The organism is Bradyrhizobium sp. USDA 10063, from assembly GCF_054063735.1.
The window spans coordinates 4,111,881-4,134,911 of the sequence record NZ_JBSSGP010000002.1 but is presented as its reverse complement, the minus strand read 5'-3'; the positions used below and the strand labels follow the sequence as shown (position 1 = coordinate 4,134,911).

Sequence of the window (23,031 nt, the reverse complement as noted above, 5' to 3'; positions counted from 1 at the left end):
TCTCAGGATCGGAGAACTGGATCGCGCCCCAAAAATGGGCCACTGACATGCGTTCTCGCTCAAGTCTGGGGCGGGATGCAGCGAGGTCGCGGCGATACCCCACTTATCATGTGGGAGAGACTCGTACTGAGCACAGCCTTCGCGCGACAAAGCCATGTTTTCTCCTCAACATGAGAATCGTCGCGCAACGTTACGGTTCCCGTCATACCGGAGACAAGCGGCATGCCAGGCGGTACCCCATCGATGGCGATTCTGACCGGGACACGTTGTGCCAGCCTTACCCACGTGTAGACGGGATCAATATTGGGGAGACCCTGAGCGCCGGTCGCCGCATTGGACACGCTAACGCCTCGGGTAATCGTCGCCACGTGACCGATGATCGGCGTAGAAGAACCCATCAACTTGACCTCGGCACGATCGCCAATGCACAACTGCGCCAACTTTGTCTCCTCGAAATAGCCATCCACCCAGAAGCTATCGGTATCGACGATCGAAATGTTGCTGACCCCCGCATGCGCATAGTCGCCCACCTGTAACAGAAGATTCGTGACGTAGCCGTTCACTGGACTACGGACCTCCGTTCGCTTCAGATTAATATCTGCCTGGGCGACCTGTTCACGCGCCGCGTCGACCGCGGCTTTCGCCTGTAGGGCATTGCCTTCGAATACCTGCTGCTCTTCTCGCGAGGTGGAAAGATCGGATAGCCGCTTCCGCCGTTCGGACTGTAGCTCCTTCACGTAGCTGTCGGCTTCCCTTTGCTTCAACAGCGCTTTGCTCAACCGCAACGCGACGTCGAAATCAAAGGGCTCAATCTGATAAAGGACGTCTCCCTTGTGAACGAATTGGTTGTCGGCGATCCGCAGCTGCGTAATCCGGCCGGACACCTGAGGTGCGACGCTTGCAACCTGGACCCGGACGCTGCCGTCGCGGGTCCACGGCGCATTTATATACTGGTCCCATGCCACGATTGAGACGAGCACGGCAACCAGGAGGATCGCCAAGGTCGCAAGCCTCCGCGAGATCGACCACAGAAATTGCCCGATGGCCCTTCTCCGGACGACCGGTGGCTTGGTAGCCATTTCGGAGGGCTCCTGCTCGTATAATGAAGGCCGATCGGATTTCGTACGCGCAACCGCACTGAGTTCGGACAACGCTTCGCTTTGGGTCGGCCCCGACGAGGACTCAGACTGCTGTTCTTCTCGATCGATCGACTGATTTTGACTCGCAGCCTGCATAGAAATATCCCTTAAAAAAACAAGACGAGCAGACCAAGAATTGTCACGTAGAGGCTGAGCTCGGCAATAGCCGCGTTGCTGAAGATCTGCAAAAACCCGACAAAACGCAGCAACGGTCTGATGAGAAGCACGACAAATAGAGCCACCGCTGCATAGCTGATGAACGGCGCAACCAAAACGCCGCCGATAACTAATTCGCGGAAGGTATGCGCCATCATGCGGCCTCACCAAGAAGAACGCGTCGTCCGAGCGCCGCCTCGATGTGGTAGCTCGCCACTATGAGCGCAGCACAGAGATCGGCCACAACATGATCTGACGGCGACACCTTGCATAAGAACTGGGACGCGGCGCGAAGTGCTTGTGGCTCCCGCTTGTTGAACGAAGCGCGCACCGCTTCAGCCAACGCTGTTAAGGGTCCGCCAGCGAGCATCTTCAGCTTGTCGTCGCACAACCGGATCATCGAAGATCGGTCGAAATAGGAAAGAACCTCCTCGATCGTCTCTGCGTTATTGGGAGCGTTTCCCCCAGCGGAAAGGATCTGACCAATCCTGACGGCGTCACGAAACATCTCCTCCTCGGGCTCATGCCGTCGATCACGCGATAGCCCCTGAGCGAACTCTTCGCGAGCAGACAACAGCATCCAGCGTCTCCGCTGGTCTTGCGGTACTGGAGGCACAAGAAATTGCGTCGCCAGTAACACGCCGGGGGCAACACAAGCCAAAAGAAAGAAGATAACGTACGACTGTCCGTCGTAGGTCTGCGGATTGGTGGGCGAGAATATTGTCACAGCGGATATGAGGATGAATCGACCGAGAGCCGACGCTATCCGATTGGGCAACGATATCACGACTGCGGCGCCGATCACGAGAGGAGCAAGTCCGATTGCGAGCAACGCGAAGGCATCGACGCCATCGAGGACGACAAACTCGAGAAGCCCAGCCAGAAAACCGGCAATTGGTGCCGCAACCAGCGCCAGGGCGGTCGTCGCGCGCGAATTGGGCGTCATTGCTCCAAGGCCGACGAAGGCTCCAATAAGGGCAAGGGAAGTGCTTGCCGCAGGCCAGCCCGCATACACAAGGAACATCCCTGCCAACGCAACCCAGATCGCCGCTCGAATGCCGCTTTCAACAGCAGCGCGGTGGGATCGATAGATCAGCGGACGCCAATGCCATGGAGGACGTCCATCGGTGCGTAGGGCGGCAAGATTCTGTCGAACCTGCTCATCTCTTCTGAGTAATTCCTTGAGTGTCCAGGCCAGCGAGGCGGTCGCGCCTGCGTCGCCTTGCGGGTCGGCACGCCACACGACCGTCGGCGGCGGGAGTTCGCTTTCGTTGCGCTCAAGCGCGCGCGCTATCCGCTCGGATGTTGCCCCATCGGCGACCACCGGTAGCACATTGAGGCTCCGCGCAGCATGAAGCTCGGCCACAAGCGCTACGGCCGCGTTATGGCCTGCTGCGATCCTAACTGGGCCGCTGCTCGACTCAAACGCCAGGCTCGCCATCTCCGGCCGAAGCGCCGCTATTTCAGCGAGCAGGGCAGCGGACGCTATTGGCTTCGTGGCCTCACCAAGAATCGCTGCTTTCGCGTGGTTGCCAATCCGGCGATGGATATCAGCCAATTGCGCTGCAAGCTTCGCATGACGGTCGGGCGCCAATAGCAGATCGTTAATAATCGTAAGAGATACAATTCCGATGAAGATACCTGCACCGCGCATCATGCCCACCTCGAACACGTGCCCCGGATTGTCGATTTCCCGGATCGCAACCAACCCCACCGTGTAGCCCGAGAGGACCGCTGCGTAAGCACGGTTGCCGTCGAGCAGTCCTGCCACGTACACGCATAGGCCCATCCAGCTGGCATAGGCTATCAACAAAAGATCTCGTGTCTGGGAGAAAAGCGCTGTTATTGCAATCGAAACTGAAACACCCATGATGGTCGCGACTACACGAAAGATTGCTTTCTCCAGGGCCTGACCGCGAGTTGGTTCGGCTATGATCGCAACCGTTATTATCGCCGTCGACGGCATTTGGAGCTGAAGCCAGAAGCTCACATACAATGCCAGGATTACCGCCAGCCAGATCCGGATCGCGAAAGCCCAAGAAGTAAGAGGAATACCCAATCGAAGGAATCTCACTTGTTTAGGCAGCGTCGAAGAAATCTACTCCGTGAGGTCGACTGTCCGCCTCAACGGAAGAAGGGGTGTTGTCCGCGCCTGTCATGCGGTTCTTCGGTAGTTGCCGACGACGTCTTTGGCGGCGATCGTTGGACCGCTCGCAAAAAATCTCACTGGAACTAATGATTGCCAGCGTAGCGACGTAACGCCCGAATGGATCACGTTTTGCTGACACCTCGCTCAACGAGCCGCTACTTCAACGTAGCAAGATAAGTAACGAGGTCCGTCCGGTCCGTCGGGTTCTTCACCCCTGCATAGGTCATCTTGTTTCCCGGAACCACCTTCTGTGGTGATTCCAGATACGCATCGAGGGTCTTCGCATCCCAGACAATGCCGGATTGCTTCATCGCGTCACTGTAGCGGAAGCTGGGAGCCGCAGCCGCCTTCCTGCCGATGATTCCTTCCAGGCCCGGCCCGATGCGATTGGCATGATCCGTTGCATGGCATGCTGCGCAAGCTTTGAAAATGGCTTTTCCGTGCTCGGCGTCCTGTGCGTAGCCGGGATTCGTGGTTGCTCCCGTAAGTACGAGCACTGCGATAAACGCTCCAATCTTTCGCGCGCCTTTCATTGGGAGGTCCTTTTTTAAATCGGGATCAAAGGTAGCGCGGCCGCGCAACGTAACTGTTGAGGTCGTCCGTCGTCGAGTCGAAGCGCGCGTGCCCCCAAAAAGCCCGTCGAGTTGTAGCCCGCATTGAAGCGATAGACGGGCGCAGCGACAACAAAAAGGTTCTCCACGTTCCTCCTTCGTAATCGGTGAAAGAAAGCGCAGCCACGACTGCGGCCTCGACCGACAAGCGATACCGCTGTCGAATTTATCGACGGAGGCGAATAGTGGCTCGCCCGACACCACATCGGCGTAAAGTTCCGGCTCTTTGTTGTCCCAATATTCCTTCTGAAACAGTCGCTCCGTAGTGTCTTGCTGCGTGACTCGGCACTGTTCTGGCGTTAGCTGCGACAGTGCCTTGCTGTATGTCTTCATCCTCCGATCTCCTTGCAAACAAGCAAGAAGTAGGACGACGAAACTCGACGGTCCAATGACCTGTGGCTATGGAATCGATGCCATCGACCCTGCGTGCAAAAAATAGACGGTGCAGTACAAACATATGCGTCTCACTGAGGGGGCTTAGAGGTCTCTGCAGAGTAAGACGTCGGTTTCGAGGTGCCATGCGGCTGGGTGGCATTCCTCGCTACGGTTGCTGGAACGATCCGCAGGCAACGTCGGAGAGCCTGAAGGGCGGCTGGTTTCACACCGGCGATCTGATGCAACGCGGCGAGGGCGACGAGCTCTTGTTCGTCGGGCGCAAAAAGGACATCATCATTCGCGACGGCACCAACATCTCGCCCGTCGAAGTCGAGCAGGCGCTCATTGCGTCCCATCTTGCCGTTGTGGAGGCCGCCGTCGTAGGCATGCCGGACGCCACGCGCGGCCAGCGCGTAATCGGATTTGTCAAGCTGGCACAAGGGGTGGAGGAGGCGTCGGTGAGCCTGATTGTTGTCTCGCTCCCGGGCGTCGCGCCCGGTGAGGTCGAGGCGGCGGTCAAGGCCGCCGCCCTCGTCGTACGAGGGCCGCCGTGTGCCGCCTGCCGAATTGCGAGAGGCGTAGATCCACCACATGGATCTGCCGCAGGGTCGTTTCGAGCGCTTGCCGAGGGCGTCAGCGAACAAAGCGCTGAGCGCGCCGCGCACACGACGCGTGTTGGTGCCGGCTAGGTAACAGCTGGCGATCAGCGCGTTGGCGGCCAGCGTGCGACGCTGGTAGGTCAGCGATTTGGCTCTTCCATTCGGTGATCTGGCCGTCGGCGGTGTTGAGCCGCGCGCGGGACTGGGATCTCAATCAGTCCGAAGCGGCCAGTCAGCAACCGCAGCCGGCTGCCGTGCCGATGACCCCTAATGCCGGGCGTTGCCTCACGGCCAGCCTTCTTGCCGTTCGTACCGCGGGCGCCCAAGGGCCGCATCGAGCCCGCTGCGGATCAATTCTTCAATGAATTCCCGCTCGTTGCCGCACCACTAGGATCGAACCAATCGCCGAAAAGCTGGGGAGCCGTTTCTCCTTCACTGCGGAGAATACGTCTTCGTGATATTGCTGGTCATGGCATGGTCTCCGATCCGGCGCTCTAACGCCGGATGATTCGAGGTTGATCACCTCGGAGACTACGCCGCCTTCAATTCCAACCAATCCCGCGACGGGAACCTCTGGCATCGCTAAAGTGACTTCGTGGTTCGAGACCGAGTAGCGACTCTAGCTGCTTCCATCTAGGGCGTGGACTTATTACGGGCAGCCAACCATATCCGGATGGACGCAAGCTGGACACAAGCAAGATAATTGACGGCAAGTTTGTCGTAGCGCGTCGCACCCCGACGACATTGCTTGATCCGATTGAAGAATCGTTCAACCCGGTTGCGGGCCCAGTAGAGATAAGGGTTGAAGCAGATCGGATCGTTATGTTGCTTTTCGGGGTATGTTAGCCCATGTGCCTTTCCTCATGGCAAGCTCTCTGATCCAATCGGCGTCGTAACCACGGTCAGAAGATGCCATTGAGGACACGACGGTCATTTACCCTAGGAGCGCCACGCGGCTTGTTGGGTAGCATCGGCTCGATTGCAGACCACTCTTCGTCAGTGAGTTCGTATCGAATGATTCGCCCTCTCGATCGGGAGTTTGAATCATGGCTCGGAGCTGAGCTCAACTTGGCCCGACCAAGGGGTGGGGCGGTCACCATGCACCCGAAAGCGGACCTATTATGCTGTCCTGGAGCTTGTTGCAGAAGTGGTCGGCTTTAGGGCCGCGTTCCCTAAACCTTCGTATCATTCCCCTGGCCCCTTTGGATGGCCGGCGCATTACCCACGTTCAATTGAGCGGCTGACCGCGATCGTCCTAGGCTGCACATGTAGGAAAAGCGCGCAGGCCCATGCAGTGCGACGGTGGAAAAGGATGATCGACGAACAGCGATGAGAGTACCAAGAGGAGACTACGATGCCCCATTGCTCCAATAATCTTAGATCTGGCAGTGCCGCGCGATGCGCAGTTTGTCATGGCAAGTTTGGTCTCGTCCGACACTACTCGTGGCGAACCCCGCTTTGTTCCAAGAAGTGCGTCGATCACTTCAGAACTCGCAGGGAAAATGACCGCAATTGGGTCAGCTGGCTCCAATTCGCCCTCGACCAACTGCCCGGGAACCGCGCGAGGGCTTTATGACGGTCCAGAACTCACAACGAGGCGAGAAATATTTAGAGATAGCACAAACTTTGCTCCGCGCCGCCAAAACCATAACCGACTTAGTGATTGCGGATCATATTAAGGCCCTTGCCGACGACTACCAGCGGCGAGCTGAGAAGGCTTCGCATGTTGGTGCGGATGGATGAATTTCCTGACTGCAGAGAGATTCCGGGATTGGGTGTGAGATGAACAATCACATTTGGCATGCAACGGTTGTTGTATTCGGTGTGTCATGCCGCCGACGTCTACAATCGGTCACGTCCGCGCCCACGATTATCAGCAGCCTGAGTTGAACAGTTGGTATGAGAGCTTCCACAGCGGCAAAGGGCCCTGCTGCGATGGCAGGGATGCGAAGCGCTTGATGACGTCGATTGGGAAACTAAGGATGGTCACGATCGCGTACGCATTGATGGCGAGTGGGTTGATAGTCCGAACGACGCTGTCGTGGATGGACCGAACCGCGCTGGCCGTACGATGATCTGGCCTTACGACCTAAATGGTCAGCCGAAGGCGCGCTGCTTCATGCGGGGAGCATGGGCCGATCGCGAGCGCAGGGCGATCAGCAGTTCCCACCCACTAGCACCAACTCGTCCGATGCCGTCTATTGCTTCGCATAAGGACGCGCCAAATGACAACTGGAAGGTGGAATAGCCGCAACAGGATCACCAAAGAAATTCGCGAGCAAATCCTGTATACTTATCTATGCGATCCCGTCAAAGGAACCGAACTTGCGATGAACAACGGTTATTGGCGAGGCGCTGCCATTCAGCGAGATTGGCATCGACGTGATCGTCCTCACTCCAGAAGCAAAGGCAATGCCTTGAGGCAGTCAGGGCCGAGTGTGGTTCGCGAGCGTCCCAACGCTACGCAGGCCGCGGATCGTGTTTCAGTGAAGGCGATTACTACGGTTCAGCGCAGCCACAAATGCTGGGGCAGCGCGCGGAGCTACCCACCGCGTGCCAGAAATGAGCGGCGAACCTCCACCGAAACGGATTTTCGCGCATACATGGCTTCGTGGAGCCGTTCACGGAGCACAATGCAGGTTCGCGACCTCTATCTCGCCGCTGTTGGGGGTTGAGCAGGCATCAGTCAGGCATTCGCTTTATGAGTACGGCCCTAGCTTTCGGCCGCGACCGGTAAGTAGAGCTTTATGCATGTGCCCTGTTGCGGCATGCTGTGAACTTCAATGTGGCCGCGCGCCTGATCAACAAAATGGCGTATCATGGGAAGTCCAAGCCCTGTTCCAACACCTTGAGGTTTCGTCGTAAAGAATGGTTCGAATATCTTTTGCAGGACGTCGGAGGTAATGCCGCATCCGGAATCCGTGACGCATAGGGAAACATACTCTCGGCCATCGTCGCCTTTGGGCGAGCAAGTCTTGCCGGTCTCGATTGTAATAATACCTCCCTTGGGCATAGCGCCTCGACTGTTTATCACAAGGTTTATGATCGCGCATTCGAGCAGGTGGAGATCACATCGGATCCGAGTTGCTGAATCCGATAAAGCCAAGCGTGGCACGATTCCTTCTCCGACGACGCAGCGTAGCAGATCACTCATTAAAAGGAGGGCATCGTTAAGTTGAAATAGATTGTCTGATTGATGATGCGTTTTACGCGCAACGGTCATGAGACGATGCGCGAGCTTGCCGGCGCCAACTAATGACCGTTCTGCAACTTCTATGAGAGAACCGAGGTCAGACGTGCACCCCACGGCAACGCGCACGCGTATCAGGCTGAGGGCGCTGGCCATGCTCTGCAATCTATTATTAAAGTCGTGAGCAACCCGCTTGCGAGCAGGCGACTCGATCAGCTCAGCGATCTTCTGGGTTGGCCGCGAGCCAAGCAGCCTGGCGACTGTCTGCTCGACATGCGCCCGGTATCCGTAGACTTCGTCCAACGCCGGCCGCGTGACCATGTCGCGCCGAGGACGCCGCTGCGGCGCCCCGAGTGCCTCGTAGTAGAAATTGAACAGGAACGTGAACCGATCATCGAACAACCTGTAGCCCTTCAGGTGAGGCGAGAGAACCATCGCCTCAAAACCAAAGTCGTGTGCGCGAGGTGCTACTTGGCAGGGCTCGGCTCGGGCATCGACTGCACCGTTGTGTCCGCGTCGGAAAGCGGTTCGCCGAGCCTCTCGCTGGTGTGCCGGACCTCGCGGTAGAACCGCTCAAGATCGCTGAGCGCGAGTGCCGACTGGAAAAATGCGCGAGGGACTATGGCATATCCTCACGATGAATTCGAAATGGGCTGTCGCAACGGGCACGGCACCGCGCACGCTAAACGACATGCAATCATCCAAGGTCGAGAATCTCAAAGCCGTGCCCGGCCGTCCAAACCTCGCCACCTTGTCGCGTTGTGAGCGACTTCGCGGGGGCGGCGGGGACACTTGGCAAACGCCTTACGACATACACGCCGTGAGGCTGCGCCTGCCGCAGGCCACATGCACCGCGGTCGCTGTCAGGCGGCGCTCCTCCTCGGCAACTTCCACTGCGGGCGGACGAAGTGGCAGGTGTAGCCGTTCGGATAGCGTTCCAGGTAATCCTGGTGCTCGGGCTCCGCCTCCCAGAAATCGCCAGCGGGCGAAAGCTCGGTCACCACCTTGCCCGGCCACAGCCCTGAAGCCTCAACGTCGCCGATGGTGTCTTCGGCGATGCGGCGTTGTTCCTCGCTCGTGTAGAAAATCGCCGACCTGTAGCTTGTGCCCCGGTCGTTTCCCTGCCGGTTGGGCGTCGTCGGGTCGTGGATCTGGAAGAAGAACTCCAGCAGGTCGCGGAAGCTCGTCTGACGCGGGTCGAACGTGATCTCGATCGCCTCCGCGTGCGTGCCGTGGTTGCGGTAGGTGGCGTTCTTGACGTCGCCGCCCGAGTAGCCGACCCGCGTCGAGACGACGCCGGGCAGGCGCCGCACCAGCTGCTGCATTCCCCAGAAGCAACTCCCTGCAAGGATTGCGCGTTCTGTAGTCGCTGCCATCGTCAGGCCTCGTGCTTTGAAAAGAGCTTCGCGTACTCGCCATATCCCTCGCTCTCCAATTGGTCGCGGTGGATGAACCTCAGGGAGGCCGAGTTCATGCAGTACCTCAAGCCGCCCTTGTCGCGCGGCCCATCCGGGAAGACGTGGCCAAGGTGGCTGTCGCCGTGCTTGGAGCGAACCTCGGTTCGCGTCATGCCGTGCGAGCTGTCAACGTTCTCGACGACGTTCGCGGCCTCGAGGGGCCGCGTGAAACTCGGCCATCCCGTCCCGCTGTCGAACTTGTCGAAGGACGCAAAGAGCGGCTCGCCGGAAACCACGTCGACGTAGAGGCCAGGCTCCTTGTTGTCCCAGTACTCGTTGGCGAAGGGGCGCTCGGTCCCGTCAGTTTGCGTGACGCGGTATTGCTCGGGAGTCAACTTCGAGACCGCTTCGGGGTTTTTCCTGTAGGTCGGCATTCGCGTACCCCTTTCGTACAGCATTGAAGATAGGCACGGGATGGTCGACCGTCCAATCACCTCCGGCTATCGAAACGATGCCATGCGGATCGACCCCCGAGGCGTTTCAACCTGTCGGGGCCGATTCATTGCCTCGGGCGATGGGTCTGACATTGCTGGAACAGGACTTTGAATCGGCGCTCGCCGCGATACCGAGCGGCTACGGCGAAGGCGTACGAGGGGCTGCGGTATGGTGCCACCGTGCGAAAGTTTCGCGATGGAAAGCGGACCCAGCCTGTTCGCGCGAGCGCTCGCGGGCGGCGACGTCGCTCGGTATGCGGAAGCACGGACGCAGTGACTATGAGAGTCAGCGGTCGCGGCCTAAAGCGGCGCCCAGTGCTTCGTTTGCCCGGCGGCACATCGCGATATTTGCCCGCCGACTATTCCTAACCATTATTCGTCAACGATTATCATTCCAAAGTTGAATTTTCGTTTTCCAAAACGCACGGTCACCATGCAAGAAACATACGCGGGCAAGTGCCGCGAGGGGCAACCGTTTGGGGGAGAACTAGAATGGGCTTTGGCACACTGGACATTCAAACCGACCGGCTGCTTTCATCATGGCTGCGAGAGGCGTGCGTTCCTGACGGCGGCCTGAAGGCGAACGAACCTGCCCCCGATTTCCTTCTGCCCGAGGCAAATGGAAAGCTCGTTTCATCTTTGGAATTGCGACAAACTGCACCGTTGATTGTCACCTTCGTTTACGGAACTTGGTCCCCCGCATTGTGCGCAGCTGGACTACGCGCTCTTCACGGGGCCACCCCTAGTATCCGTGCTGCCGGCGCCAGAGCAATTGCCATAACGCCCGAGACTGGAGACTTGCCACGCAATTTCAAACGCGATCACCGACTGGATCTGGAAATCCTCTCCGACCTAGATCTTGGGGTGAGCCTTTCGTTCGGCCTGGTGTCCGTGGTGCCGGCGGAGATAAAGAGACGTCTCTTGCAGAGCGGCCTTGATCTCTCCGCTCCCCATGGCTTCTCCTTTTGGATGTTGCCAATGCCGGCCATCTATGTCCTCGACCAGCGGGGGATCATCCGTCGCGCGTGTGTCGGGCCGGACTCCGTCACGACGACCGAAACCCTGCTTGCCGCCTTGTCCGAATTGGACGGCCCTACGCCTCGGCCTTAGAGCCTGACCGGAAATGAGACGAGTCAATTCAAGAGCTACGCGTGGCGACTGCAACGTCATGACCGGGTTTGGCCTGGCCATCCACGACTTCGATTCACTTGAGCAACGACGGTTGGATGCCCGCGACACGCTTGGGCATGAGGACGCAGGACCGGGGCCCGTGATTCAGATCAAGGAGCCTGCGCCTTGTGCTTCAGCCTTGCGAACATTGTCCTTGTTCGACGCAGGGCCAGACGCGCGGCGGAGTTTGTCCAGCGCACTCGTCCAGTCGCAAACACGAGCAACCTTGATAAAGCCGTCGAGCGCCGGCGAATATTGCCTCCCCGCTACGGCCAAAAGCTGCACCTCGCGCCGGACGGGGTCGCCCTCAATTGGAATAGCGGCAAGCGACGGCAGTCTGGGAGCGTGCTCTGGCGCCAGGATGGCCCCAAAACCGGCGGATGCCATTTGCTGAAGGTGCCTTTCCTCAGCGCTCCTGTGTACAACCCTAGGGCCTGGATGGTCGGCAAAACAAGCCTGCTTGAATCGGCCTGCGACGTCGCATCCAACCCTTTCGAGAAATACCGCCTCATGCAAGTCTTGGAGCGGGATAATGGTTTGCCTCGCCATCGGATGTTTCCGAGACACGACGAGCACATACCGCTCCTCGAACAGCAGCCAGCGGTCGATACGCTCAGGTAGCTCCACCGCGTCACCGACGAGCGCGGCATTGATCTCGCCATCCAAAAGCATCGCAACGAGCCCGTTGGCATCCGCCTCGCGCAGATCGACTCGAAGGTCAGGAATGATCCTGGCGAGCTCCAAGAGCAATTCCGTGATGAGTGCGGCGGAGATTGACGGCACCAGCCCGATCTTGAGCGGGGCGATTGTCTTCTTCTGATAGCCTCGCGCCTGAAGCTGTACCGCCTCCGCAGCGGCAAACATTTTCTCCAGCGTAGGCAAAATCATCTTGCCCAGCTCGGTGAGCTGGGTGAGGTGACGTTCACGGTGAATTAATGTGCCACCGAGTTCTTGCTCCAGCTTTTGTACCGCCTTTGTCAGTGCCGGCTGGGTCACATTGCATTGCTGCGCAGCCCGCGTAAAATTGAGAGTCTTCGCTAGGGCCAAGAAATACCGCACCTGATAAAGCTGCAGCTGCATACTCATACTCGAAAGAGTTGCCGTGGTTCGGACCGTTCGAGTCCGCTGCCATAGTAAGCAAGGGCGATGGTCAAGCGGTTTGTCGCGGAGGCGTCCGACGAAATAGATATTGTGCGATTGCGTAGAACATCGTTGGGCGAGACCAGCAATAAATGTCGGTGTTTGCAGACCGGGACCAGCTAGGCCATCCTTGCATCAGGTGGTCTTTGCTCATTTAGAGTCTCCTAAGGTCTCATTCCCAGCTTCCGCCGAGTCCGCTGGTCGCGGCGAGCAGGTGCGCACCGTCCTAGTCATAAAGCAGTACCAAGATTTGCAATTCCGAGTGTATCATCGGGCGATGACTGCGCTCCCCATCGACCGAGTTGTCGGAAGGCATTGTCCTGTCCGAATACTAGGACACTAGCTCAATCGGAGGGTCCGAAACACATGTCCGATCGTCCAAATCTCGCATTACCTCGATCCGACCTCGATGTGCTGATGGCAACCTTGGATGTCGACGTCATCGGGCTCATCGAGTGTTTGGTCAGTCCGGGTTGGCGCCTGTCATTCGGGAGCGCGGACGCGCCGGCTATCCACTACAATCTTTCCGGGACCGGACGAATGGCCGTGGGTGGTTTCTCCGCATTTCCTCTGGTACCTCACACCCTTGTCATCACACCGGCCAAGAAGCCGTTTCACATCGAGGTCGATGACCGCACCGCGGCCAAAACAGTGAAGGTGGTCGAAGCGCAATGGGATCCGCGCTTCGGCGAGCGTGTCCAGCGATTCGTCGCCGGAGACGTCGACCCGATGGTTATGCTGATCTGCGGGTACTTTCGCGCCACCTACGGCTTGTCGATCGACCTCTTTGCAGGCCTTTCGACACCGATTGTCGAGCGCTTCGAACCCACTGATGAACTGGGGTCAAAGTTGCAGGCTGCGTTGGCGGAAATCAGCGGCCGGCAGGTTGGAATGCAGGCGATGACGACTGCTATCCTGAAGCAGGTGCTCGTCACGCTCATCCGTCGGAGTCTGAATTCGACCAGCGTTTGGCTCGAACGCTTTTCTGTTCTGAGTGACCGTCAAATCGCTCTTGCGTTCGCCGATATGGTGGCGCGACCATCGGCCGATCACTCTGTCATGGCCTTGGCGCAGAAGGCCGGCTTGAGCCGATCCGCATTCATGGCGCGCTTTGTGCGCGCAATCGGGTGTTCGCCAATGGTTGCGCTCCGGCAAATGCGGATGAAGCGTGCAGCCGATATGCTCGCCGCGAGGACATTTTCAGTTGAGCAGATCGCGCGGGCGGTCGGTTATAGGAGCTGCAGCAGCTTTCTCCGTGCCTTTCGCCAAGTGCATGGATACGTCCCGGCAGAATCTGAGGGTGATGGACAGCACGCCGATTGAAGATACGGCGAGGTGGCCTCAGGAGCAGACTTCACGAGCAGCTTTCAGGAGCAGTCTTCATGACCGAAAGTCACGTTTTCGACGCCATCGACCCCGATCTCGCCTCCCGCATCGTCGCGCGACGTGATCTTTTCCGTAGTAGCGCGCTTGGGCTTGGGGCCTGGCCCTCGGCACTAATAATGCTCGCTACTGTATCGAGCGAAGCATTCGGACACGTAGGTGCTCACGATGGCACTTAAGATCGTGCTGCCTGCCCTGCAACTGCAACCACGGATTTTCTCGCAGCAGATATCTTCGATAAGTACGGTCGCGCGGTTCCCCGAATTTCCTCACGCTCCCCAAAGCACCCGAGAAACCGATTGGGACGCGGTCGCCGCCCCTAACTCCTGTCGTACTGGTCATGATCGTAGGCCTGCAGGATGCGGACAAAATCGGCCATGCTGGATCGATCCCGATTTTCGGCCATAGCCGAAACCTGAGCATTGGACGCAGGCTGACTCCGTTGCCAAAATCGCATTAGGAGATCGGCGATGTTTTTCATAGCGTACTCTCTGCGGCCAACTATGGCAGTAGACACCAGTTACTGGAGCGGCAACGCGCGGCTCGATCAAGGGAAAGGCCGGCGGGCGCTACGCCGCCGACCTTGTCCCGCAACTGCCTGCTCGCTGGCCGGTTCCGTTGCTACTCACACCACACACATTAGTTAGCACCGAGCACTTGGTTGACGCCATTGCGCGCGAGTATGAAGCGACCGTACTGAGGTAGGCTCGGGCTAGTGAATCGGTATAAGTCGACCAGACGTCGGTTTAATCCCAGGGTGGACACAAAAAGAGAGGCCGCCTGCTTTGCCACAAGCGACCCAAGTCCAAGGAGGAAACGCCCAGGGCGGGCAGCGATAGCGGGAGCACTACCGCATACCCTATATATAAGACGATCGCGATTGGCAGCTCAATTAAACGCCGGTAAACGTCGGGCATCTAAACGGGTAACGGACCGATACGAAGGTTTAAGGCGCCCGCCCTAAAGCCGACTACTTCCGCAAGGCTTAGGTCATCACTGCCAGCGCATTACGTCGAGCATCGAGCGCGGCATCAGCGCGACCGCGATGCGAACCATGCCGGCATCGAACGCACGCCCATCACCAACGTGCAACGAGACCCCTTCGGAGCTCTCCCCGGATGGCGAGAGTATCTTCGCTACTTGAACAACGCCGCTTCGTCCGCCAGCACGCCGCTGGTGATCGAGATTGGAGAAAATGGCGCGTTGGCCGCGACCTTTACGCTCGACAGCATGATCTGATCGATCTTGGTCGCGAGCTGCGTCGCCGACGCCGCAAAAAACCAGCCGCTCGACGTGGCACCAAAGGATCGCCTCTCATGGGCGTCGCGGCCTCAGGAAGCTATTGTTGGGGAGTCAAACATCGGAGGTCCTAGCGGACGAAAGCGTGCTGGTTGGTAGTACGGTAACCGACATAAATGATAGTGCACCATGTGGTGAAATGCGACCGTTCGAGCAATGGAAGTAGAGCTGAGCCATGTTCCGCGTCCATTGGCAGTTTCATCTCGAAACCGCCAACGGCCAAGTTCATCCGCAAACGGACCCCGATGTCGAAGTCGGCTTGTCCGTTTCTGCCATCGGTGCGTCAATAATGCTATATTTCGCGCATCAAGCTTTAGCGCCTAGCCTTTTTGCCACGTCCGACTCCCTTGTTAGCGGGATTAAACAGAGGCGAAAGATCTTCCAGGACATTAATTTTATTTGAGAAAGCTCATGCGCAGTTTAGAAGGTCGGAACAGGCGCGGGAGTGAGGCCCGCGGCCTTGAAGGGGATACGCATGGCATCGGATCGATTGCGAATCGGCACGCGCAAAAGCGCAATGGCGATCGCCCAGACTGAGGAGATCGCGCGACGCCTGAAAGCCGTCGGCACCGAGGTCGAAATCGTCAAGTTTGAGACCACGGGCGATATCGACCAGGTTGGCAAGCTCTTGCCGCATGGCGGCAAAGGTGGGGCCTTCGTGGCGCAGATTCGCAAGGCGGTGCTTAACGGAAGGCTCCACGCCGCGATGCATTCGCTGAAGGACGTGCCGGGCAATGAGGACACGCCCGGGCTTGTGATCGGCGCGACGCTCTCGCGCGATCCGCCCGGCGACGTCCTGGTGCTGCGGCCGGGCACCTCGGTCGACGAGCTCAAACGCGCGCGTGGCAAGGGGTTCGAGATCGGCACCAACTCCGTTCGCCGCGCGGCCTATGTGCGGCGGTTGTTTCCGGAGATCGAGGTTATCCATTTCCGCGGCGCCGCCGACAGCCGCGTGCGCAAGCTTGACCACGGCGCAAAGCAGAAGCTGCCGGATGGAGGTGCGGTAGGGCCCGCGGATGCGTTGATCATGGCGCGCTCAGGCCTCGAGCGCGTCAGGCTTACGAGCCGGATCGCGTACGAATTTTCGATTTCTGAGATGCTGCCGGCAGTGGGGCAGGGGATCGTCGCAGTCGAATGCGCCGCGCGCGATTTCGAGACGCGTCGTATCCTGTCAGCGATCGACGACGCGACGGCCCACGCGTGCGCCGACGCCGAGCGCGAGGTGCTGTGGGTGCTCAACGGCCATTGCAACTCGCCGATCGCGGGATTTGCGGAAGTCATAGGCGCGGAGATGCAGCTCGCCGCATCCGTGCTCGATCATGCGGGCGGTCGCATCATCGAGGCCTCGCGTGTTGGCCGCGCAAGCTGCCCGCGCGAACTCGGCCGCGCAGTGGGGATGGAGCTGCTCGCCAGAGGCGCTGCCGAGATCATCGAGCGCGGCCGGCCGGTGGGATAGAGCGTCATTGCGGGGAACGAAGCGGCAGAGCAATCCAGAGTCACAGGCGAGGCTCGGGATTGCTTCGTTTGGCTCGCAACTACGGCCGGACAACGACGAACGCCGACCGCGGCTGGTGGCGGAACTTGCTTGGCCAATTCCCGACTAATTGGTTCGGCGCTTTGCCTTCTCACGCTGCCAAAAGGACGTAAGAGAGCAGATAGATGCTCCGCGGGGATTCGGCATCGATGAAGTCATCCTTTCCATTCCTCCGCAGATCGGTTCGCTCGGCGCGAAAATGTCGTACGTGATCTAACGACCGTCCTAATGCGAATATGCTCTAATCCCGCAACAAGGCGGCCGACTTCAATCGCTCTCTCGATTTCAACACCTCTCCGTAGGGCTTCGGCCGCCTCGTAACTGATCACTGCCCATAACACTTAACTAACGTGCCATAGCAGGTTAGTTGAAAACCCCGCGGTTCGCGACAAGACCAGGAAAATGCCGACAGTCGATCGATAGTATCCTCGACGTGATCGCCGCTAGTTAGAATTGAGTCGTGAGGAGCGATATGCGGGCGGGCCGACACTCACTGGCAGGGATTGCAGTACCGGGCTGGCGGGGTCTGAACTCCGCCGGCAGCAAGCAGCGCTTGGTCATCGCGTTGCTCACCGTTGTATGACGCGTGCGATGTCCTGGTTTAACAGGTAGTCCGACACAGCAAGGAGGGCCCGCGCCGAGATCGAGAAGAGAGCGAGTGCCAACAACGGGGCAATGGGCGCGGCGCTCAATTTTAAGAACTGTCTCGCGACGGTGCTTGCGGACTAGAGTTTAGTAGGGCGGGAAATGGTGACACTCCGTGGTCATCGAGTTGAGCAACGAATGTGCGGAGTGACTTCATCAAAGCCAGCACGAGACTTTGAATGTCAGCTTGAACGTTTGTATGCTTTATCGGTCTCATGTCGACGTCGCCGGCGGGACCGCTTGCGCTCGTAGGGCATCCGCGTATCCGTCGCCTCGTTTTCGGCATATTTTTCCCATCCCGAATTGCAAAGAACTAGCCGACACGCGCAGATTCGTTGCGCGTCTAGCATGCAATGCGTTAGCGGGTCTTTTCATTGCACCCAAATACACACGCTTAAGAAAATGGGCCGCAAGCAACGCCAGCGGCGCAAGTCAACAGGGATTTGCCAGATGTCGGACACCTCGTTCTAATCCGAGTACGCCACGCGCGCTTATGCTGGTTTTGCGGCACGTAGTCAGTGCAGTGGCTCGGACTAATCATTCATCCGCCCGGAGTCATCGACTGAAAGACTCCGTCGCGCAGATAGAAGTGGTGGAAGAGAGCCGCGGCCGCATGCACGCCGGCAACCCAGAGGATGGCGTCGCCGAGGGTGGTGTGTATTTCCATGATCAGCCGCCCCAGTCCATGCGCCTTCGCGATCTGGGGGGCGACGTCGAATCCGGGAAGAGTGACGGGAATCCCCACGAGCCAGGTACCGAGCACCGCCGTTGCTGGAATCGCGATGAGGAGCGCATAAAGCGCGAACTGCACGAGCTTCGCGGCCGCAGCCATCCATCGCGGCATCGGCTGCTTTGCGGGCGCGCTGTCGATCAGCCGCCATAGCAGCCGCAGCACGACGACAATGAAGACGAGCACCCCGAGCGTCTCGTGAATCCTGCGGAGCCCGTCCGCGCCAGCGGAATAGAGAGAATCGGGGTCGCCCTTGCTCAGCACATAGGCGGCAACAACCAGCATGACGGTCAGCCAATGGAACGCCTGGGCGCCGACGCCGTAGCGAGAGGAAGTGCTGCGCAAACCGATTACTCCGATCTTAAGCCCGCCGCAGCGGTTGACGAACGGTGGCGGCGTGTCGCCAGAGATTTGAGCGCTTGGTAAGCTGGCCGGTTCCCCCCGGCGCCCGACTTTACGTTATGATGAACCCATTGCCCTGGCGCCCTCAATCGGCGCCCCAGCGTCCAGCACTCTTCAACCCGGACTGCAAGAGGGAAATGTTCAGCGCAGCTGCCGCGGAAATTGGGGGCATTCGCCAAAAGGGTCAAATGGTGGTTCATGTCCTTTTCAAGCGCGTCCTCGATCGCGTCGCGCTCTTGCTCTTCCGAAATGACGGGCGTTGCCGTATGGGCGACGCCGGGAGGCACCCGGCCCAACACCGGGCATAGGGCCGGCAGCGGCAGGCGCACGTATCGCAGGGCCGGGCTCGGCAATCGGCGGTCGCAAAGGCCGCATCCCGGCGGCAGCGGGAGGGACGCGGGGGACTGCCGCCGGGAGCGCCGACGCCGGGCTGGGGGGACTCCCGGCGTAGCTTGTGCCGGCGCTTGCGGCGCCGGCGGAGTGGAGAACCGGTTGGTGCCATCGAAGCGCCGGAGCGCCATTGCGGCCCATCATGTCGGCGCTCTTCGGCTTCTGTGGCTGATCATCGCCAACCTTCATAGGACCGGCCGCCGGCAGCATCTCGCCCATGGCATTCGCCTGGAACAGCGAGCACGCTGCGAGCAACAACGCGTGGCGCACCGTCGACATGCCTTCCAGCGGCACCGAGGGTGAGACCGATGTTGCGGTGGCGGTCTCGATTACCAGCCCGAGCAGCTTGAAGCCTTCCGACAGCATCTCCAAGTGCTCGCGGCGGGATTCGTCATGGCGCCTGATACCTTCGAGCAATTCGCTTGCGGTGATGTTCAGCTCGCATTCATTCGTAGCCAAGTTCGCATAGAACTTGTCATCGACGACGGACGGCGCAGCGGCCCGACCTGGAAGATCGATCGAAACCGAGCCGTCCGGCTTTTCCGTGATGGCGGCGCCATCTTGCACAGTTGTAGTCGGGCTGAGCGAACAACTCATGCTTATTGTTCTTCAGGATGGGCGTTGGATTGCCTGTTCAGTCGTGTAGAGCGCTGATACTGAATTTTGTAGCTAGGGCACGTACTAAAGGCGTAGATGTCAGCTTCTATCGGCCAAGCGCACAGATCGCGATCAATCTGAACGTTACCGCTCGTAACCAAGAGCGATGTGCGCATGACTCAGGGACCCTCAAATCTCCCAAATACATGTTGGCTAGCGGCGGCTCGAGGGAGCCGCACGCTGCCAAGTTTTGGCGTCACCAGCCGTTGTAGTCACCCCAGCCGTAGGAGAAGCTAGGATAGTAATAGGTCGGATAGCGCCAGTATGAATCATAGGGCGGATGGCTCCAGTACGAATCATAGCTGGAATAGCCCCAGTACGAAGGGTAGGGATAATCAGTCGGCGTGCGTTGCACGCCGCGTGTTCCCCGATTCCGCCGCACCCGATAGCGCACGTCCGTCGTCACGGCTGGTACCGCCGCCTTGATCGACGTGCCATTGATCGGCGCAGCAGACGATTCGGCCGTGGTGGCAACTGCGATAGGGACAGCAATTGCGAGCGCAATCACGAGGCTGCCGACTTGAATCTTCATGGTAGCTCCTGTTCGTGTAAAAGATGACTATCCACCACCGATGAGAATGATCTTGCAACGCCGGCGACGGAAATCACCTCTCGCCATGGAGTCGATAGACGATCGTTATTGCCGCCGCGCCGCGTGATGCCGTAGCGAGGAGTGCTGCCAGCCACATCTGCAGAAACTTCTAAACCCGTTGCCGTCCTTGGACCAATCGAGGTTGCGCGTGCCAACGCGCCACCGCCCTTGACCATGACGCCGCGCCTACGGTGGATTTGTCGTGCGCCACGTCGCCGACCGGATGCCGGACCAGGTAAGAGAGGGAAAGACATCGCCATTTTGGAGCTGGCGCAGGATGGCTACAGAAAAATTTCGAAAATCCGGAATTGTGTTACGTAGGTAACGATCAAGCTGTTCTTGCACACTCAGGTCTGGTGATGGCACGAAGCCAAGTCCCCTGACCCGCCACTCGAACCGAGTTGACCCGAACCTTGTTCATGTCCACGACAAGTGGCTTCGTGGAAACGACCTGTGACAAGGTGTGCTTTCGATCTCGACGATGAGTTCTCCCCAATCTGGCAGCACCTTCATCGGCACGCGGAGGGCGCGTCCGAGGCGCTCAGCGGGGACAACCGTCCGTTCCGTGGTCCGCCCGTCAGCAAACAGGCACATGCTGTCGCAATGCGCAACGCCGCCGCGCGCGTTGGTGGCTCCAAACGAGGCGGAGATGATTGAGGGCCGCCCGCCACGGGAAGTCAGTCTTGACCTTTGATCTTCGGAGGTCAGCAGAAATCTGTTCGATCACCCGCGGCGGCCGCTAGCGGCAGAGCCGACGGAGGACACGGGATCGCCGGTTCGCGCCGGCCAAAGGTTACACTCTCGGTTAGCGTAGATGACACAGCTGGAATCTGTTGGCCCTGAGTAGCGGTCGCCACCGCGTTTCGAGTGTTGTTCAAGATCTCCTCGATCCCCTTCGAAGAATTCACCTGCGTAAGAAGAGCGGTCATCAGCTGACTATGTAGTTCATCCGATTCGTCGACGACCTGGCCAGGCGCTGTTGAGCTCAGGATGAACGTGTTCTCACTCGTTTGAATGGGTGCAAGTCCGTGTGAGTAAGTCCTGAAACGTCGTTCATAGGGGTTGCGGCGTGAGGCTTCGATGACTACGAGCCGGACGCGTGCTCCGGAAGTCTTGAGTTTCGAAAGGAGGAGGTCAATGCTCACACCTTGTCGACGAACATCCTCTTCATACCAGATCTTCGCATCGACTGGGATTAAGTAATTTTGACCGTCAGACTGAACTCCGTAACCTCCAAAATAGATTAGCACAATCGAGTTCAAATGTGCTCTTGCCCTTAGATCATCGATTGCGCGGGTCATGTCGCGGCGCGTCGCATTGACAACGGCGTCCACCAGGAAGCCGTTCTTGCGAAGAGCATTTGTCAAACCTTCCGCATCGCGTGTCATTTGGGGAAGAGGAGAGTCGGCATCGGGATAGTTTGAATTGCCGATCACCAGAGCTAGCCGATTAGTATCGAGGGGGGCGGATTCACCCAACCAGCCGGGCGCGCTCATGGGCTGGCCATGAGCCTCCTCCAGCCGCATTGTCTTGCCGAGGTCGGTCGAGAGCAAGCCGAGCAGGACTGCAACGCTGACTAGTATTCTAGGAACTGTCATCTCATTATGAGCTCCGGTTCACCGAGGAAGCGCTTCTCTCCGTAAGATGGCTTGGCGCCGCCAGCATTCGCGCCACAGTCGCACCCAATCGCGTGCCGCCGTTGCGTCCTTCAGTTGCGTCGCGCCGTCCAGTAGCCCGAGCATCGCGCAGTTCCTGAGTGGCCGTTCCAGGTCCCCTGGCCGGACGCTGCGAACAATTTGCCTGCACCCGAGGCATATTTATCCTGGACCGTCACCGAAGCGCGAACCGCGCCGGATTTTGCGACGTGACCTCGAAATCTCACGAGATTGGGATGCGTGACAATTCCGTTGGTCACATCGACAGTAAAGCTGTAACTGGAATCGCAGGTTCCTCTTTGCGTTACGAAGACGAGGTCCCAGGAGCCGTCGTACGCCGAGCGTCCGTATGCTGCCGGTGCAAAGGCAATGAAGTAGCTTGTTGCCGCGATTAGAAGCGACCGCTTGGTCACGATAGTTCTCCTAACTGAGTTAAAGCAGATCATGTGTTCGAGCGTTGGCGCCGAGGTTATTCGCGATCACCGGCCAAGAGTATGCTCGCAAGCGTCAGTGGCTGAGAGACCGATTGCGCTCCACCGCATGAACAGGGGCAGCGCAGTTATGTGGCAAAGCCTTAAACGCATACTGCGAATTAATTGGAGGATGCCGCCGCCGCCGGGTAAAAGGAAATGCCCTGTGACTATCTATCCGATAACCATTTATCATGGATCTTAATTCAGACGCGATCGCATCGCGGCGGCCTTGGCTGCTGCGGCTGCCACCTCGCCGTATCTTCAATCGGAGTTCTGTCCATCACCCTCAGATTTTGCCGGGACGTATCCATGCACTTGGCGAAAGGCACGGAGAAAGCTGCTGCAGCTCCTATAACCGACCGCCCGCGCGATCTGCTCAACTGAAAATACCCTCGCGGCGAGCATATCGGATGCATGCTTCATCCGCATTTGCCGAACGACGCTGGCCTTGGAAATGTCGCACATGGAAATTCCGGACATACGGAGCCTGCGCTTGGAACCACGGACGAACGAGCGTTTAGTAACGCAAAACTAGGCCTTTCGCGGCCGCAGCCCTTCGCGTGCATCCGCCGCTCCGGGATCACCTCGCGATCGAAGTGCGCGATCTTCTCAATAAGCCGGATGTCCTGCAGCGGCGCGCGGCCGCGCGGGCTACCGCCTTCAATGATGCTCGCGCTGCACGAAATCTGGCACTTGTCGCGCGAAATCCGGAATGATGATCGATCGCAAGGCGGTAAGCCTCCGAAAGCGAGTTGGCACATGACGTATGTAACACCAGCCTCAACGACCTGGCTCTTGAGCGCTTCTCGCACCGTGCATGGTGATCCGACCAGGCAGAAACGGTCGTCCAA

18 protein-coding genes and 4 pseudogenes are annotated in these 23,031 nt (G+C 58.7%); 5 read left to right on the top strand and 17 right to left on the bottom strand.

Annotated features, from left to right (window positions below):
* Positions 1-59 precede the first annotated feature (59 nt).
* From ACVJGD_RS21610 to ACVJGD_RS21595, 4 genes are all read right to left on the bottom strand, one after another.
* Entirely contained in the window at positions 60-1,235 is a 1,176-nt protein-coding gene (locus ACVJGD_RS21610) for a biotin/lipoyl-binding protein (RefSeq protein WP_456636221.1), read from the bottom strand.
* Positions 1,236-1,246: 11 nt separating this feature from the next.
* Positions 1,247-1,453, bottom strand: a complete 207-nt coding sequence (locus tag ACVJGD_RS21605; protein WP_456636220.1) for a DUF1656 domain-containing protein — start codon at positions 1,451-1,453, stop codon at positions 1,247-1,249.
* A complete protein-coding gene (locus tag ACVJGD_RS21600; RefSeq protein ID WP_456636219.1) occupies positions 1,450-3,354 on the bottom strand; it encodes an FUSC family protein in 1,905 nt (634 codons plus the stop codon). Before ACVJGD_RS21600 ends, ACVJGD_RS21605 begins: the two co-directional genes overlap by 4 nt.
* Before the next feature lie 245 nt (positions 3,355-3,599).
* Positions 3,600-4,388 (bottom strand): peptide-methionine (R)-S-oxide reductase, encoded by a 789-nt coding sequence (locus tag ACVJGD_RS21595; protein WP_456636218.1) that lies wholly within the window; start codon positions 4,386-4,388, stop codon positions 3,600-3,602.
* Positions 4,389-4,456: 68 nt separating this feature from the next.
* On the opposite strand from ACVJGD_RS21595, the pseudogene ACVJGD_RS21590 reads away from it, so the two are divergent.
* A pseudogene (locus ACVJGD_RS21590) lies at positions 4,457-4,870 on the top strand (AMP-binding enzyme); the annotation flags it as partial.
* A 120-nt stretch (positions 4,871-4,990) separates the two neighbouring features.
* Here the strand turns inward: ACVJGD_RS21590 and ACVJGD_RS21585 are convergent.
* Together ACVJGD_RS21585 and ACVJGD_RS21580 are read right to left on the bottom strand one after the other, a co-directional pair.
* A pseudogene (locus ACVJGD_RS21585) lies at positions 4,991-5,490 on the bottom strand (transposase); the annotation flags it as partial.
* A gap of 172 nt (positions 5,491-5,662) precedes the next feature.
* A pseudogene (locus ACVJGD_RS21580) lies at positions 5,663-6,000 on the bottom strand (transposase).
* Positions 6,001-6,601: 601 nt separating this feature from the next.
* Here ACVJGD_RS21580 and ACVJGD_RS21575 point away from each other — a divergent pair.
* Positions 6,602-6,772 (top strand): hypothetical protein, encoded by a 171-nt coding sequence (locus tag ACVJGD_RS21575; RefSeq protein WP_456636217.1) that lies wholly within the window; start codon positions 6,602-6,604, stop codon positions 6,770-6,772.
* 970 nt (positions 6,773-7,742) lie between these two features.
* Here the strand turns inward: ACVJGD_RS21575 and ACVJGD_RS21570 are convergent.
* From ACVJGD_RS21570 to msrB, 3 genes are all read right to left on the bottom strand, one after another.
* Positions 7,743-8,621, bottom strand: coding sequence for a sensor histidine kinase (locus ACVJGD_RS21570; protein ID WP_456636216.1), 879 nt, complete (start codon positions 8,619-8,621; stop codon positions 7,743-7,745).
* Positions 8,622-9,082: 461 nt separating this feature from the next.
* Complete coding sequence (gene msrA / locus ACVJGD_RS21565) at positions 9,083-9,595, bottom strand: peptide-methionine (S)-S-oxide reductase MsrA (RefSeq protein WP_456636215.1); 513 nt, start codon at positions 9,593-9,595, stop codon at positions 9,083-9,085.
* Positions 9,596-9,597: 2 nt separating this feature from the next.
* Positions 9,598-10,050, bottom strand: a complete 453-nt coding sequence (gene msrB, locus ACVJGD_RS21560) for a peptide-methionine (R)-S-oxide reductase MsrB (RefSeq protein ID WP_456636214.1) — start codon at positions 10,048-10,050, stop codon at positions 9,598-9,600.
* A 552-nt stretch (positions 10,051-10,602) separates the two neighbouring features.
* On the opposite strand from msrB, the gene ACVJGD_RS21555 reads away from it, so the two are divergent.
* Positions 10,603-11,220, top strand: coding sequence for a redoxin domain-containing protein (locus ACVJGD_RS21555; RefSeq protein WP_456636213.1), 618 nt, complete (start codon positions 10,603-10,605; stop codon positions 11,218-11,220).
* A gap of 165 nt (positions 11,221-11,385) precedes the next feature.
* Here the strand turns inward: ACVJGD_RS21555 and ACVJGD_RS21550 are convergent, their stop codons facing one another.
* Positions 11,386-12,360 (bottom strand): LysR family transcriptional regulator, encoded by a 975-nt coding sequence (locus ACVJGD_RS21550; RefSeq protein WP_456636212.1) that lies wholly within the window; start codon positions 12,358-12,360, stop codon positions 11,386-11,388.
* A gap of 426 nt (positions 12,361-12,786) precedes the next feature.
* On the opposite strand from ACVJGD_RS21550, the gene ACVJGD_RS21545 reads away from it, so the two are divergent.
* Positions 12,787-13,743: a helix-turn-helix domain-containing protein gene (locus ACVJGD_RS21545; RefSeq protein ID WP_456636211.1), complete on the top strand. Its 957-nt coding sequence runs from the start codon at positions 12,787-12,789 to the stop codon at positions 13,741-13,743.
* A gap of 1,834 nt (positions 13,744-15,577) precedes the next feature.
* Positions 15,578-16,558 (top strand): hydroxymethylbilane synthase, encoded by a 981-nt coding sequence (gene hemC / locus ACVJGD_RS21540; RefSeq protein ID WP_456636210.1) that lies wholly within the window; start codon positions 15,578-15,580, stop codon positions 16,556-16,558.
* 1,264 nt (positions 16,559-17,822) lie between these two features.
* Here hemC and ACVJGD_RS21535 read toward each other — a convergent pair.
* The 7 genes and pseudogenes from ACVJGD_RS21535 to ACVJGD_RS21505 all read right to left on the bottom strand — a co-directional run.
* Entirely contained in the window at positions 17,823-18,296 is a 474-nt protein-coding gene (locus tag ACVJGD_RS21535; protein ID WP_456636209.1) for a cytochrome b, read from the bottom strand.
* A 324-nt stretch (positions 18,297-18,620) separates the two neighbouring features.
* Entirely contained in the window at positions 18,621-19,400 is a 780-nt protein-coding gene (locus ACVJGD_RS21530) for a hypothetical protein (protein ID WP_456636208.1), read from the bottom strand.
* 256 nt (positions 19,401-19,656) lie between these two features.
* On the bottom strand, positions 19,657-19,992 hold the full coding sequence (locus ACVJGD_RS21525; protein WP_456636207.1) for a hypothetical protein: 336 nt from the start codon (positions 19,990-19,992) through the stop codon (positions 19,657-19,659).
* A gap of 764 nt (positions 19,993-20,756) precedes the next feature.
* Positions 20,757-21,650, bottom strand: coding sequence for a caspase family protein (locus ACVJGD_RS21520; RefSeq protein WP_456636206.1), 894 nt, complete (start codon positions 21,648-21,650; stop codon positions 20,757-20,759).
* A 110-nt stretch (positions 21,651-21,760) separates the two neighbouring features.
* Positions 21,761-22,120, bottom strand: coding sequence for a hypothetical protein (locus tag ACVJGD_RS21515; RefSeq protein ID WP_456636205.1), 360 nt, complete (start codon positions 22,118-22,120; stop codon positions 21,761-21,763).
* Positions 22,121-22,441: 321 nt separating this feature from the next.
* The gene (locus ACVJGD_RS21510) at positions 22,442-22,645 is read right to left on the bottom strand and encodes a helix-turn-helix domain-containing protein (RefSeq protein WP_456636204.1); all 204 of its coding nucleotides are present in this window, start codon (positions 22,643-22,645) and stop codon (positions 22,442-22,444) included.
* An 86-nt stretch (positions 22,646-22,731) separates the two neighbouring features.
* Positions 22,732-22,887 (bottom strand): annotated as a pseudogene (locus ACVJGD_RS21505) (catalase); the annotation flags it as partial.
* Positions 22,888-23,031: the final 144 nt, after the last annotated feature.